The sequence below is a fragment of the Vandammella animalimorsus genome, from assembly GCF_002288875.1.
In the GTDB taxonomy this organism is placed as follows: Bacteria; Pseudomonadota; Gammaproteobacteria; order Burkholderiales; family Burkholderiaceae_C; genus Lampropedia; species Lampropedia animalimorsus.
On sequence record NZ_NTBH01000003.1, the window covers coordinates 1 to 12,665 of the forward strand.

Sequence of the window (12,665 nt, forward strand, 5' to 3'; positions counted from 1 at the left end):
CAAAATCACTCGATTCGACTCTATGCTTTTTGTTGCTGTAAAAAATCAGCAACAACACCAGTTATGCCTGATGACAATAGCAGTCTGGAACCACTCCTTCCCATCCCGAACAGGACAGTGAAACGGACTAGCGCCAATGATAGTGCGGATTCCCGTGTGAAAGTAGGTCATCGTCAGGCTTCTATGCCCTAAACCCCCCTCTTCCTCTCGGAATTGGGGGGTTTGTTTTTGCCCAAAATTTGAGCGCAGTATCCTTTTAAGGGCTAATCCACTATGATTGCGCTGTCAAAACTTGTTGGCGTTGAATCCATGGATGTTGGATTGCCGCTAGATATGGAAACACCACCTGAAGTTGTGCTGCGCATAGCCAGTGATGAGCAGGATTGGGAGTCTGTGCATGAGCTGTTTTTGGAGTATGCGCAGGGCTTGTCCATTGATTTAGCATTTCAGGACTTTGATACTGAGCTGGCATCATTGCCTGAGCGATATGCGCAACCTGCTGGTTGCGTAGTGCTGGCCTTCGTTGATGGAATGCTGGCTGGATGCTGCGCGATGCGCGGCCTTGAGTCCCCAGATTACCCTGATGCCAGCGAAATGAAGCGCTTGTATGTGCGCAGATTGTTTCGTGGCTTTGGTCTGGGGAGGTTGCTTGCACAGGCTGTAATGGAGCAGGCTGCCTTGGCGGGCTACGGCTGTATTTTGTTGGACACTCTTGATGAGATGGACGCAGCTCGCGCGCTTTACGAGGATTTGGGCTTTGAGGAAATTGAGCCTTATTACTACAACCCGCATCCTCAGGCCTTCTTTCTGAAGGCAAGTTTGGTTTGATGACGCTTCATTCAGCTTGCTTGGATATGGTGTTATGGCCGTGTTTTCAGTGAAATCCGCACAGCTGTTGCATTCAGAATGCTTGTGATGTGTTGGCCTCATACACGTTTTCGTTTTGCATCCAAGGCTTTGGCTTAGAAAAACTAATTAGACGAAATACAGGCAAGAGGCGAGTTAGATGCTTGCCGCCTTGGCATGTGGCGCAGCAGTAATAATGGAATGAGTATGCAGTCTTCCCGCGCCGTTTCCACGGCCATGCTTCCCAGTGAGCGGCGAACCAGCCTGGTTCTGGCTGGTATTTTTGTGTTGCGCATGCTGGGTTTGTTCTTGGTTTTGCCGGTGTTTAGCTTGGCTGCGGCTGATTACCAGGGTGGGGACGATCCCCGGTTGATTGGTCTGGCGATGGGCATTTATGGTCTGACCCAGGCGCTGTTGCAATGGCCCCTAGGCATGGCTTCGGATCGCTGGGGCCGCAAGCGGGTGATTGCCATGGGCCTGCTGGTGTTTGTGTTGGGCAGTGTCTGGGCGGCGTTGAGCCATTCAGTTTGGGGGTTGGTGGCCGGGCGGGCCTTACAAGGGGCTGGGGCCATCTCGGCGGCCATGACGGCGCTGCTGGCGGATGCAACCCGCGAGGTCGTTCGTACCAAGGCCATGGCCTTGATCGGCATCAGCATTGGAGCCAGCTTTTCCTTGGCTTTGATTCTCGGGCCATTGCTCGGGTCAAAACTGGGCTTGAGTGGCTTGTTCTGGTTGATGGCGCTGCTGGCTGGCATTGCTCTGCTTGTGGTGCTCAAACTGCTGCCCCGACCCAAGGGCCAACAGGATGCTCCGGTGCAGCATATCGAGCTGCCAGCCCATGCTGCAGAAACAGCTGCGCAGACAGGGCGATGGGCACTGTGGCGCCTGAACCTGGGGGTTTTTGTTCTGCATCTGTTGCAAATGGCCATGTGGAGCGGCGTGCCTTTGTTGCTGCAGGATGCTGGCTTGGCCAGCGCCGCGCATTGGCAGCTGTATTTGCCGGCCGTGCTGTTGTCGGTGCTGTGTTTTGGTGCGGTGTTTTCGCTGGAGCGTCGCGGGCGTTTGCAATGGGCGATGCGATTGGCCATGGGCCTGATTCTGGCAGCGCAGTTGGCGCTGGCGACTTTTAGCCATTATTTCCATGAGCAACTGACAGGCCAGGCAGCACTGTGGTTTCTGGGTGCGGTGCTGTTCGTATTTTTCTGTGGCTTCAACGCCCTGGAGGCCATGCAGCCCAGCCTGGTGTCGCGCCTGGCGCCGGCGGCGCAGCGCGGCTCCGCAATGGGGGTGTACAGCACGCTTCAATCGCTGGGCCTTTTTGCCGGTGGTGTGGTGGGGGGCGCACTGGTGGCCTATTGGGCAGAGGCCGGGCTGTTTGCGGTGACTGCGCTGATTGCCGCCGCTTGGTGCGCATTGACGCTCTGGTGCGAGCGCGTGCCGCAGCACACAGCTGATGCGGCGCGCTCCTCGCAGCCTTAGTGCGCTTCAGCACGTCCCAGGCGGATTGCTGTTTTGGCTTGGCCTCTCCTCGATGAGGCATCTGTTCCCAAGTCGGCCGCTTACCACTGGTAGCGCAGGCTGGCCTGGGCGCTGCGGCCCTGGCCCCAGTAGCAGACGGTGGGGCCGTAGCAACTGGCCACGTGGGCGCGGTTGGCGATGTTTTTCACGCTGAGCGCGAAGTGGTAGCCCGCGAGCGCGGCGTGGGCCTGGCCCAGGTCGTAGTCCAGCCCGGCGTCCAGCAGGGTGTGGGCGGGGAGGTGCTGGCCGGGCCGCCCGTGCCAGGCGCGCTGGCCAGTGTGGCGCGTGCCGCCGTACAGCGTCAGCCCGGCCAGCGGGCCTTGGGCGATGCGCCAGTCCAGCCACAGCGCGGCCTGGTGGCGGGGCACGTCGGGCACGGCGCTGCCGGCTTCGCCGGGGATGTGCGAATGGGTGATGCGAGCATGGGTGTAGGCGTAGGAGGCGTTCAGGTGCACTTGCGCGCCGAGCTGCGCGCGCGCCTCCAGCTCCAGCCCGCGCGTGCTGCGGCGGCCTTGCTGCACCTGGCAGGCGCGGCCGCAGATGGGGGATTCGGTCGGGTCGGGGTCGCGCGTGAGGGCCTTGTGCTGGCGCAGCGCAAACAGGCTGGCTGAGAGGGTGAGGTTGCGGTCCTCGGGCTGGTAGCGCAGGCCCAGCTCCCATTGCTGCGAGCGGCTGGGCTGGAACAGACGGCCGTGCCGGTCTTGCCCGGCCACGGGCTCGAAGCCTTGGGCGTAGGCGAGGTAGGGTGCCCAGCCATTTCCCATGAGCCAGCTCAGCCCCAGGCGGCCGGTGGTGGCGCGGTAGCGTGAGGTGGGGGAAGCGGGCGCGCCGGCCTGCCCCAGCCGCAGCCGGTCGTGCCGCAGGCCGAGGGTGGCGACCCACTGGCCCAGGCGCAGCTGGTCTTGCAGATACAGGCCGGTTTGGCTGGCGGTGGGCTGGGTGGCGTAGCGCCGCGTGGGCAGTTGCCAGGGCTGGCCGTAAATGGGCTGGAACAAATCCAGCGGGGCGGCGCGCCCGCCGGAGAGGCGCTCGAAATCGCTGCGCTCGCGCCGCGTGTCCCATCCCAGCAGCAGCTGGTGGCGCACCGGGCCCCAGTTGAAGCGGCCAAAGAGCTGGGTGTCGCTGCTCAGGGCGCGCGTGTCCTCGCGGGTCTGGCCCACGCTGCGGCCCACGTGGCGCAGGTCGGCGTGGATGCCGCCAAAGTCCTGGTTGACCGAACGCATGTGGTTGTCGGTGCGGGCGTGGCGCAGGCGGTGGCGCAGCGCCCAGCGCTCGCTCAGGCGCGTGTGCAGCACGTAGCCCAGGTGGCGGGTGCGGCCGCTGAAGTGGTCGTAATCGAGCTCGCCCAGAAAGCGCCCCAGCGGGATGCGGCCGTGCGGGTTGGGCCAGACGGTGCCTTCGGGCGGCAGCCAGGCCGGGCCGCCGCCGCCGGGCGCGTCGGCGTGGCGCAGCATGGCGTGCAGGGTGAAGCTGGTGCGCCCGCCGGGGCCGTCCGGGCGCAGCGTGAGGCTGGGCGCCAGCGTCCAGCGCCGCTCGCGCACGTGATCCATCTGGCTGCCGTCGCGGCTGCCCAGGCCCGCCAGGCGCCACAGCCAGCGCCCATCGCCCCACTGGCCGCCCACATCCAGCCGCGCCTGGCGCAGGCCGTGGCTGCCCGCGTCCAGGGCGATTTGGCGGCGCTGGCGCGCGTCGGGCAGCTTGCTGTACATGGCCAGCAGGCCGGTGGGCACGTTGGCGCCGTAGAGCACGGAAGACTGCCCTTGAGCGCCTCCACCCGCTCCAGCAGCCAGGCGTCGATGCGCGAATCGCCATAGCCCAGGCCGTAGGGCAGGCGCATGCCGTCCAGGTATTTGTAGGGGATGTGGCCACGGATCATCACCCAGTCGGCGCGCACGTCGCCATCGCCGTACTGGGCCAGAAAGCCGGGCGTGTAGCGCAGGCTCTCCAGCAGCGAATGGCTGCCCTGGGCCTGCATCAGCGCGCTGTTGACGGTGCTGACGGCCTGCGGCGTCTCCAGCAGCGGCGCGGCCTGCTTCAGGCCGCTGGCGTTGATGTCCTGAAAGTCCAGCCAATCGCCCTGCGGGGCGGCGAAGACCTCGACCGTGGGCAGCTCGGGCGCGGCGGCATCGGTTCCGGCCCCTGTTGCGGCTTCTGCGGCGCCCTTTGCGCCGGGCGCCGCCACGCGGGCCGGAGCCTGGGCGCGGCGCTCCGGCGCGTCGGCCTGCGCCAGCGCCGGCGCAGCGCCGACCGCCAGGCAGCTCAGCAGGCAGGCCAGCGCCAGCGGGCGCATGGCGCCCGGGCAAAGCGGGTTGGAAATCATGGGGAATACCTCCTCGTCAATGAAAATGATTATTTTTTGGGGGCGAGCGCCCGGCCGCTACCGGCGGGAAGGCAAGGCATGCGGCGCGCGCGTCAATCTCCCCCAGGCCCCAGACGTTTCCCATGACCAGTTTTCACTGCATCCAAGCCCACAGCGGCGGCCGCCAGACGGGCGAGCTGAGCTTGCACTCGCACGAGGAAGGGCTGCTGTTCATGCTCATCGGCGGGCTGATCCATGTCGAAACCGAGCGCCAGGCCTGGTGCGCCAGCCCCGGCCACCTGGGCTGGATCGCCCCCGGCGTGCCGCACCGCGCGCAGTGGCACGGCGTGGCGGGCGGCATCTTTTTGTACCTGCACCCGCGCCACTGCGGCCCCTTGCCCGCCGAAGGCGCCACCGTGCGGCTGACGCCGCTGGCCGAGGCGCTGATGCGCCGCCTGCTGGCGCTGCGCCGAGGTTGCGCGGCTTCGGATTGGGCCCCGGGTTCAGCCTCAGATGCAGCACTTGAATCAGTGCCCGGGCCTGGCGCCACCGGCGGCGCGCGCATCGCCGCCCTTATCCACCTGCTGCTGGGCGAGTTGCAAGACGGCCTGCCCGCTGCCTTGCCCGGCCTGCCGCTGCCGCGCTCGGCCGCCTTGCAGGCATTGGCGCAGGCCTTTCTGGCCGCGCCCGACAGCGCGGACGATCTGCCGCAATGGGCGCGCCGCGCCCGGATGTCGGCCAGCACCTTGCAGCGCCGCTTCAAGGCCGAAACGGGCCTGAGCCCCAGCCACTGGCGCCAACGCGCCCGCCTGATGCGCGCGCAGGAGCTGCTGGCCGGCGGCGCCAGCGTCACGGCGACGGCCATGCACGTGGGCTACGGCAACGTCAGCGCCTTCATCGAAGCCTTCGCCCGCCACTTCGGCGCCACGCCCGGCCAGTACCTGCAAGCCGATGCAGCGCCCGCCCGGTCTGCCGAAACAGGCCCTCAGCCGTAGCGCTGCTCCAGCGCATCCCAGGCCGGTTTGCCGACCAGGCGCTGGCGTTCGGCGAAGGGGGCGACCAGGCCGCTGGATTCGAGCAGCTGCTTGTCGCGGCGCAGCGCGCCCAGGGCGTTTTGCATGCCGCTGAGCGCGCCTTGCAGCGCGGCGTTGGCGTAGAGCACGATGCCGTAGCCCAGCGCGGCCAGCTCGTCGGCGCCGACGATGGGGGTTTTGCCGCCGATGACCATGTTCATCAGTTGCGGTACGGGCAGCAGGCCGGGCAGGGCGCGGATGTGCTCGGCGCTGGTGACGGCTTCGACGAACAGCAGATCGGCCCCGGCTTCGGCAAAGCGCTGGGCGCGCTCGACGGCTGCCTCGAAGCCGTGCACGGCGGCGGCGTCGGTGCGGGCCATGATGAGCAGGTCGGCGTCGCGCCGGGCGTCAGCGGCGGCCTTGATCTTGCCCACGGCCTCCTCGGTGCTGATGACCTGCTTGCCGCTGAAGTGGCCGCAGCGCTTGGGCGCGAGCTGGTCTTCGAGCTGGATGCAGTCGGCCCCGGCGCGCTCGAGCGTGCGCACGCTGTGGTAGACGTTGAGGGCGTTGCCAAAGCCGGTGTCGGCATCGACGATCAACGGCAGGGCCACGGCGTCGCGGATGCGGGCGGTGTGCTCGGCGATTTCGTGCAGGCCCATGAAGCCCTGGTCGGGCAGGCCCAGCCACATGTTGGTCACGCCGGCGCCGGTGACGTAAATGGCTTCAAAACCCAGGTCTTCGACGACCTTGGCCGACAAGGCATTGAAGGCGCCGGGCACGAGGGCGCCGCGGCGGGCCTGGATGAGAGCGCGTAGTTGCTGGCGCGGGCTGGCTGGGCTGGTGGACATGGCGGGATTTCCTTGGCAAAAGGGCGTGCGCGCTGGCGCACGAGATCAGGGGGAAAGAGGTTTGGCGCGAACAGGCGCGAAAGGCCGGGGTTCAGCGCAGCGTGTCGGCGGGCACATGCACCCAGCCGCTCATCAGCACCCGGGCGCTGCGGCTCATCACGGCTTTTTTCACCGTCCAGGGGCCGCTGGCGTTTTCCACCGCCGCGCCCACGCGCAAGCTGCCGGAGGGGTGGCCAAAGCACACGCTCTCACGCGGTTCGCCGCCAGCGGCGCGGTTCACCAGCGTGCCGGGCACGGCGGCGGCGGCGGCGATGGCGACCGAGGCCGTGCCCATCATGGCGTGGTGCAGCTTGCCCATGGACAGCGCCCGCACCCGCAGGTCGATGTCGGCAGCATGAATGGTCTTGCCGCTGGAAGCGGTGTAGTCGGCGGGCGGGGCGACGAAGGCGACCTTGGGCGTGTGCTGGCGCTGGGCGGCTTCTTCCGGGCGTTGGATCAGGCCCATGCGCAGCGCGCCCGCGGTGCGGATGGCCTCGAACATGGCCAGCTTTTGCGCATCGGCGTTGACGTCCTTTTGCAGCTCGCAGCCGGTCAGGCCGATGTCGGCGGCGTTGACGAAGACGGTGGGGATGCCGGCGCTGATGAGCGTGGCGGGCAGGCGGCCCAGGCCGGGCACGTCGAGTTCATCGACGAGCTGGCCGGTGGGGAACATCGCGCCTTCGCCTTCGTCCACCGGGTCGATGAATTCGAGCACGATTTCCGCCGCCGGGAAGGCCACGCCATCGAGCATGAAATCACCGCCTTCCACCACCTGCCCGCCCTGCACCGGCACTCGGGCGAGGATGGTCTTGCCGATGTTGGCCTGCCAGATGCGTACTTCCACCATGCCATCCCGCAGCCGCTCGGGCGGGATCAAGCCGTTGGCAATGGCAAACGGCCCGACGGCGCTGGAGAGGTTGCCGCAGTTGCCGCTCCAATCGACCAGCGCCTCGCCAATGGCGACCTGGCCGTAGAGGTAGTCCACGTCGTGGCCGGGGCGGTTTGACGGCGAGATGATGACGCACTTGCTGGTGCTGGAGCTGGCCCCGCCCATGCCGTCGATGTGCTGGGCGTAGGGGTCGGGCGAGCCGATCACGCGCATCAGCAGCGCATCGCGCGCCGCGCCGGGCTGCTGCGCCTGGGGCGGCAAATCCGCAAGACGAAAAAACACGCCCTTGCTGGTGCCGCCGCGCATGTAGGTGGCGGGGATGCGGAGTGCGGGCCTTGGGTGCATGGGCAAATCCTTGTGGGCAAGAGGGCAGAGCGAACAACGAATGGGGACAATGAAAGTCAGTCATCCACGCCAGGGCGCAGCGGCGGCAGGCTCACGCTGCCGTCGGCGTTGCGGATATTGCGCAGCAGGCGCTCATCGCTGGCCTGGCCGCTGTGGCTGTCGTATTGCAGCGCCAGGGCCATGTCCTCCTGGCAATTGCTGCGGCGCTGGGCCACAGCCTGGGGCGAGCAGAGCAAGACCTGGGCGTGCAAGCGGCCGATGTCCGCAGGGTCGGGCGCCATTCGCCAGACCACCGGGGAGATGGCGTTCAGGGCCGCCCCCCGCAGATGCGTCTCCAGATAGCGCTGCGTGTGCGCCAGGATCGCGGCCTGCAGCTGCTTGTAGTAATCCGTGTAGGGGATCACGCGCAGCCGGGATGGATCGGGCGGCAGCGGGGTATCGGGCCTGAGCCAGATGGAATACAGCGGCGCATCCGGGCGGCTGGGCGCCCGGGTTTCCCAGTCCAGGCGCTCGGGCATCGCAGCCGGGTTAGCCCCCGACTGGCGCAGGTACAGCTCCCAGTGCGGCCGCCCCCAGTCCCTGCCCGCAGACGTCTGGCCCCAGGCCTTCCAGTACGCCTGGGCACAAGCGCCCACACGGGCCAGCGCGGCGCGGGTATCGCTTTGGATGTCCAGCTCCACCAGCGGCGCGGGGCCGCTGCCGCCAGAGACCATGCCCAGCATCGGCAGCCCGCAGCCACGCAAGGCGGCCACGCTGGTGTTGAAGATGGTGGCGTTGTAATGGCCGCTGTCGTAGGCGTGCTGCAGGATCTGGCGGCAGCGCTGCGGCTCGCAGATGCTCAGGTCGCGGTGGCTCAGCTTGACGCGGAAGTTGGCGTCATCGCGCGCGGCCAGGATGATTTCATAGCCCTGCAAATCCCCGCGCCGGCCGGCCTTGTACAGCTGGAACTGGCCTGGCCAGGTGGCCTCGGCCAGGGCCAGTGTCTGCCGCGTGGCCTCATCCAGCGCGCGCGGGTTGTGGCAGGCCGCCAGCGGCAGGCAGGCCAGCAGGCCCGCCAGGCTGCGCAGTCGTGCAGCGCGCTGGCGGCGCATCATTTCGCTTCCAGCTTGGCGGCCGAGATGGTCTGGGCCCATTTGGCGGTTTCGCTCTCGATGAGGCGGGCGAAGTCCTCGGGCGAGCCGCCGCCGATCTGGCCGGCTGTTTCCTCGAACGCGGCGATCACATCGGGCTGCTGCAGCACGCGGTTGGCTGCGGCATTGATCTTGTCCACGATGTCGCGCGGCACGCCCGCCGGGGCGATGAGGCCCTGCCAATTGGTGGACTCAAAGCCCGTCAGGCCCGATTCGGCCAGCGTGGGCACCTCGGGCAGCAGCGGCAAGCGCTGGGCGCTGGTGACGGCCAGCGGTCGCACCTTGCCGGATTTGATGGCTGGCATGGCTGCATAGCCCATCTCGAACATCATCGGGATGTGCCCGGCCATCAAATCGGCCGCGGCCGGCGCGCCACCTTTGTAGGGCACGTGCGAGAGCTTGATGCCCGCCTGGTGGGCAAACAGCTCGCCCGAGAGGTGGTGCGCCCCGCCCATGCCGGAGGAGCCGAAGCTGATGCCGCCCGGGTCTTTCTTGGCCAGCGCAATCAGCTCCTGCACCGTCTGGGCGGGCACGCCCTGGTGGACGTTGAGGACCAGCGGCGCCTGCTCGATCAGCACGATGGGCGTCAGCTCGGTCTTGACCTGATAGGGCACGGTCTTGGGCGTCAGCGTGGGGTTGACCGCCAGTGGCGCCAGGTGGCCACTGCCAATGGTGTAGCCATCGGGCTTGGCCTTGGCGATTTGCGCCGTGCCGATGACGCCGCCTGCGCCAGCTTTGTTCTCAATGACGATGGTTGCGCCCAGCTCCTTCTCCAGCTTGCTGGCCACCAGGCGCATGCGCGTGTCGGCAAAGCCGCCTGCGGCATAGGGCACGATGAAGGTGATGGGCTTGGCAGGCCAGGCCTGCTCTGCCAGGGCGGCGGCGGAAAACGCCGTCGCCCCGGCCAGGGCCCAGGTGCACAGCGCGGCCAAGCGCAAGGAAAAGCGTCGCATGTTCATGACTCCAGATCAGATGGTGGTGGCAAAGCATGCGTTATGCCACGTTCGTGGCCGCTGTGGCGTCAACTGGGCGGCTGTCCGCCTGCGCCAGAAAGTCCTGCGCAAAGCGTTGCAGCACGCCGCCGGCTTCGTAGATCTGAACTTCCTCGTCCGAGTCCAGGCGGCACAGCACGGTGGCCTGGCTCTGGCGGCCGTCCTGGCGGTGGATGCGCAGGGTCAGGCGCGCGCCGGGGTGGCGGTCGCCGATGACGTCGAAGGTTTCCGTGCCGTCCAGCGCCAGGGTGTGGCGGTTCTGGCCGGGCAGAAATTGCAGCGGCAGCACGCCCATGCCGATGAGGTTGGTGCGGTGGATGCGCTCGAAGCCTTCGGCCACGATGGCCTCGACCCCGGCCAGGCGCACGCCCTTGGCGGCCCAGTCGCGCGAGCTGCCCTGGCCGTAGTCGGCCCCGGCGATGACGATGAGCGGCTGGCCGCGCTGCATGTAGGTTTCGATGGCTTCCCACATGCGCATGACTTGGCCTTCTGGCTCCACGCGCGCCAGCGAGCCCTGGCGCACGCTGCCGTCGGGGTTTTTCACCATTTCGTTGAACAGCTTGGGGTTGGCGAAGGTGGCGCGCTGGGCGGTGAGGTGGTCGCCCCGGTGGGTGGCGTAGGAGTTGAAATCCTCCTCGGGCAGGCCCATGCGCGCCAGGTAGTCGCCCGCGGCGGAGTCGCGCAGGATGGCGTTGGAGGGCGAGAGGTGGTCGGTGGTGATGTTGTCGGGCAGGATGGCCAGCGGCCGCATGCCGCGCAGCGTGCGCGCGCCGGCCAGCGCGCCGCTCCAGTAGGGCGGGCAGCGGATGTAGGTGCTTTGCGGCCGCCAGTCGTACAGCGGGCGGGCGTTTTCGGCGCGCGCGCGCTTGGCGAACATGGGGGTGTAGATGCGCTGGAACTGCTCGGGCTTGACGGCGGCGGCGACCACGGCGTCGATTTCGGCGTCGCTGGGCCAGATGTCTTTCAGGCGCACTTCGCGGCCTTGTTCGTCCAGGCCGAGCACGTCCTGCTCGATGTCAAAGCGCACGGTGCCTGCGATGGCGTAGGCCACCACCAGCGGCGGGCTGGCCAGAAAGGCTTGCTTGGCGTGGGGGTGGATGCGGCCGTCGAAGTTGCGGTTGCCCGAGAGCACGGCGGTGGCGTAGAGGTCGCGCTCGATGATTTCGCGCTCGATGGCTGGGTCGAGCGCGCCGCTCATGCCGTTGCAGGTGGTGCAGGCGAAGGCGACGATGCCAAAGCCCAGCGCCTGCAAGTCGCCCAGCAGGCCCGCCTCCTGCAAATACAGCTCCACGGCCTTGGAGCCGGGCGCCAGCGAGGTCTTGACCCAGGGCTTGCGCGCCAGGCCACGCCGGCGGGCGTTGCGCGCCAAGAGGCCCGCGGCAATGACGTTGCGCGGGTTGCTGGTGTTGGTGCAGCTGGTGATGGCAGCGATGATGACCGCGCCATCGGGCAGCAGGCCCCGCGCTTCTTCCGAGCGGGCCATGGCCAGCTTGACGGGGCCGGCGATGCCGCGCTTTTGCAGCTCGGCGGTGGGCAGGCGGCGGTGCGGGTTGCTGGGGCCGGCCATGTTGCGCACGACTTGCGAGAGGTCGAATGCCAGGTTGCGCTCGTACTCGGCCTGGGCCAGATCATCGGCCCACAGCCCGGCGGCCTTGGCGTAGCGCTCCACCAGCGCGACTTGCTCGGGCGCGCGCCCGGTCAGGCGCAGGTAGTCCAGCGTTTGCCCGTCGATGGCGAACATGGCGGCGGTGGCGCCGTATTCGGGCGCCATGTTGGCGATGGTGGCGCGGTCGCCCACGGTCAGGCTGGCCGCGCCCTCGCCGTGGAATTCCAGATACGCGCCCACCACTTTCTGCTGGCGCAAAAACTCGGTCAGCGCCAGCACGATGTCGGTGGCGGTGATGCCCTCCTGGCGGCGGCCGTCCAGGCGCACGCCGACGATCTCGGGCGTGCGCATCCACGAGGCGCGGCCCAGCATCACGTTCTCGGCCTCCAGCCCGCCCACGCCGACCGAGATCACGCCCAGCGCATCGACGTGCGGCGTGTGGCTGTCGGTGCCCACGCAGGTGTCGGGGTAGGCCACGCCGCCCTGCGCCTGGATCACCGGCGACATCTTCTCCAGATTGATCTGGTGCATGATGCCGTTGCCCGCCGGGATCACGTCCACCTTGTCAAAGGCGCTGCGGCACCACTCGATGAAGTGGAAGCGGTCTTCGTTGCGGCGCTCCTCGATGGCGCGGTTCTTGGCGAAGGCGTCCGGGTCGAAGCCCGGCGCTTCCACCGCCAGCGAGTGATCGACGATGAGCTGCACCGGCACCACGGGGTTGACCTGCGCCGGATCGCCCCCCTGCGCGGCAATGGCCTCGCGCAGCCCGGCCAGATCGACCAGCGCCGTCTGGCCCAGGATGTCGTGGCAGACCACGCGCGCCGGGTACCAGGGAAAGTCCAGCGTGCGCAGCCGGCCGATGAGCTGGCCCAGGTAGTCGTTGATGCGCGCAGGCTCGGCGCGGCGCACGATGTTCTCGGCATGCACGCGCGCGGTGTAGGGCAGGCGCGCCCAGGCGCCGGGCGAGAGGGCTTCGACGGCTTCGCGCGCGTCGAAATAATCCAGCGCGGTGCCGGGCAGGGGTTTGCGAAAGGCGGTGTTCATGGGGTGCGTGGGGGTATGGGGCTATGGGCGGCAGCAAGCCGAGGCGGGCTTTATTACATATCAAAAAGAAATAAAACCGCCTTGTGTCGGCACGAT

The 12,665-nt window shown here is 67.6% G+C and carries 9 protein-coding genes, 1 rRNA gene and 1 pseudogene; 4 read left to right on the forward strand and 7 right to left on the reverse strand.

What is annotated here, in order from left to right:
• Positions 1–66 precede the first annotated feature (66 nt).
• The 3 genes from rrf (at position 67) to CLI93_RS05590 (ending at position 2,325) form a co-directional block, all read left to right on the forward strand.
• Positions 67–179 (forward strand): 5S ribosomal RNA (gene rrf / locus CLI93_RS05580).
• A gap of 154 nt (positions 180–333) precedes the next feature.
• On the forward strand, positions 334–828 hold the full coding sequence (locus tag CLI93_RS05585; protein ID WP_095543723.1) for a GNAT family N-acetyltransferase: 495 nt from the start codon (positions 334–336) through the stop codon (positions 826–828).
• A 255-nt stretch (positions 829–1,083) separates the two neighbouring features.
• Positions 1,084–2,325 (forward strand): MFS transporter, encoded by a 1,242-nt coding sequence (locus CLI93_RS05590; RefSeq protein ID WP_095543721.1) that lies wholly within the window; start codon positions 1,084–1,086, stop codon positions 2,323–2,325.
• Between the two features lie 80 nt (positions 2,326–2,405).
• Here CLI93_RS05590 and CLI93_RS05595 read toward each other — a convergent pair whose 3' ends face one another.
• A complete protein-coding gene (locus CLI93_RS05595; protein ID WP_172425525.1) occupies positions 2,406–4,112 on the reverse strand; it encodes a TonB-dependent siderophore receptor in 1,707 nt (568 codons plus the stop codon).
• Between the two features lie 17 nt (positions 4,113–4,129).
• Positions 4,130–4,684: pseudogene (locus tag CLI93_RS15625) on the reverse strand (TonB-dependent receptor plug domain-containing protein); the annotation flags it as partial.
• Between the two features lie 122 nt (positions 4,685–4,806).
• On the opposite strand from CLI93_RS15625, the gene CLI93_RS05600 reads away from it, so the two are divergent.
• Positions 4,807–5,658 carry an AraC family transcriptional regulator gene (locus tag CLI93_RS05600; protein WP_095995977.1) on the forward strand — a complete coding sequence of 284 codons (852 nt, stop codon included), beginning with the start codon at positions 4,807–4,809 and terminating at the stop codon, positions 5,656–5,658.
• On the opposite strand, the gene CLI93_RS05605 is transcribed toward CLI93_RS05600, so the two are convergent.
• The 5 genes from CLI93_RS05605 to acnD all read right to left on the reverse strand — a co-directional run bounded on the left by CLI93_RS05605 (position 5,649) and on the right by acnD (position 12,569).
• Positions 5,649–6,524 (reverse strand): isocitrate lyase/PEP mutase family protein, encoded by an 876-nt coding sequence (locus tag CLI93_RS05605; protein WP_095995978.1) that lies wholly within the window; start codon positions 6,522–6,524, stop codon positions 5,649–5,651. The genes CLI93_RS05600 and CLI93_RS05605 overlap by 10 nt on opposite strands.
• Before the next feature lie 91 nt (positions 6,525–6,615).
• Complete coding sequence (gene prpF / locus CLI93_RS05610) at positions 6,616–7,797, reverse strand: 2-methylaconitate cis-trans isomerase PrpF (RefSeq protein ID WP_095995979.1); 1,182 nt, start codon at positions 7,795–7,797, stop codon at positions 6,616–6,618.
• Between the two features lie 56 nt (positions 7,798–7,853).
• Positions 7,854–8,891: a hypothetical protein gene (locus CLI93_RS05615; protein WP_095995980.1), complete on the reverse strand. Its 1,038-nt coding sequence runs from the start codon at positions 8,889–8,891 to the stop codon at positions 7,854–7,856.
• Positions 8,888–9,880, reverse strand: coding sequence for a Bug family tripartite tricarboxylate transporter substrate binding protein (locus CLI93_RS05620; protein WP_095995991.1), 993 nt, complete (start codon positions 9,878–9,880; stop codon positions 8,888–8,890). Before CLI93_RS05620 ends, CLI93_RS05615 begins: the two co-directional genes overlap by 4 nt.
• A 40-nt stretch (positions 9,881–9,920) precedes the next feature.
• On the reverse strand, positions 9,921–12,569 hold the full coding sequence (acnD, locus tag CLI93_RS05625; protein WP_095995981.1) for a Fe/S-dependent 2-methylisocitrate dehydratase AcnD: 2,649 nt from the start codon (positions 12,567–12,569) through the stop codon (positions 9,921–9,923).
• Between the last annotated feature and the right edge of the window lie 96 nt (positions 12,570–12,665).

Excerpts from the sequence above, each read along its gene's own strand:
- CLI93_RS05585 (WP_095543723.1), top strand. The coding sequence starts at position 334 with ATGGAAACACCACCTGAAGTTGTGCTGCGCATAGCCAGTGATGAGCAG.
- CLI93_RS05590 (WP_095543721.1), top strand. The coding sequence starts at position 1,084 with ATGCTTCCCAGTGAGCGGCGAACCAGCCTGGTTCTGGCTGGTATTTTT.
- CLI93_RS05600 (WP_095995977.1), top strand. The coding sequence starts at position 4,807 with ATGACCAGTTTTCACTGCATCCAAGCCCACAGCGGCGGCCGCCAGACG.
- CLI93_RS05605 (WP_095995978.1), bottom strand. The coding sequence starts at position 6,524 with ATGTCCACCAGCCCAGCCAGCCCGCGCCAGCAACTACGCGCTCTCATC.
- prpF (WP_095995979.1), bottom strand. The coding sequence starts at position 7,797 with ATGCACCCAAGGCCCGCACTCCGCATCCCCGCCACCTACATGCGCGGC.
- CLI93_RS05615 (WP_095995980.1), bottom strand. The coding sequence starts at position 8,891 with ATGATGCGCCGCCAGCGCGCTGCACGACTGCGCAGCCTGGCGGGCCTG.
- CLI93_RS05620 (WP_095995991.1), bottom strand. The coding sequence starts at position 9,880 with ATGCGACGCTTTTCCTTGCGCTTGGCCGCGCTGTGCACCTGGGCCCTG.
- acnD (WP_095995981.1), bottom strand. The coding sequence starts at position 12,569 with ATGAACACCGCCTTTCGCAAACCCCTGCCCGGCACCGCGCTGGATTAT.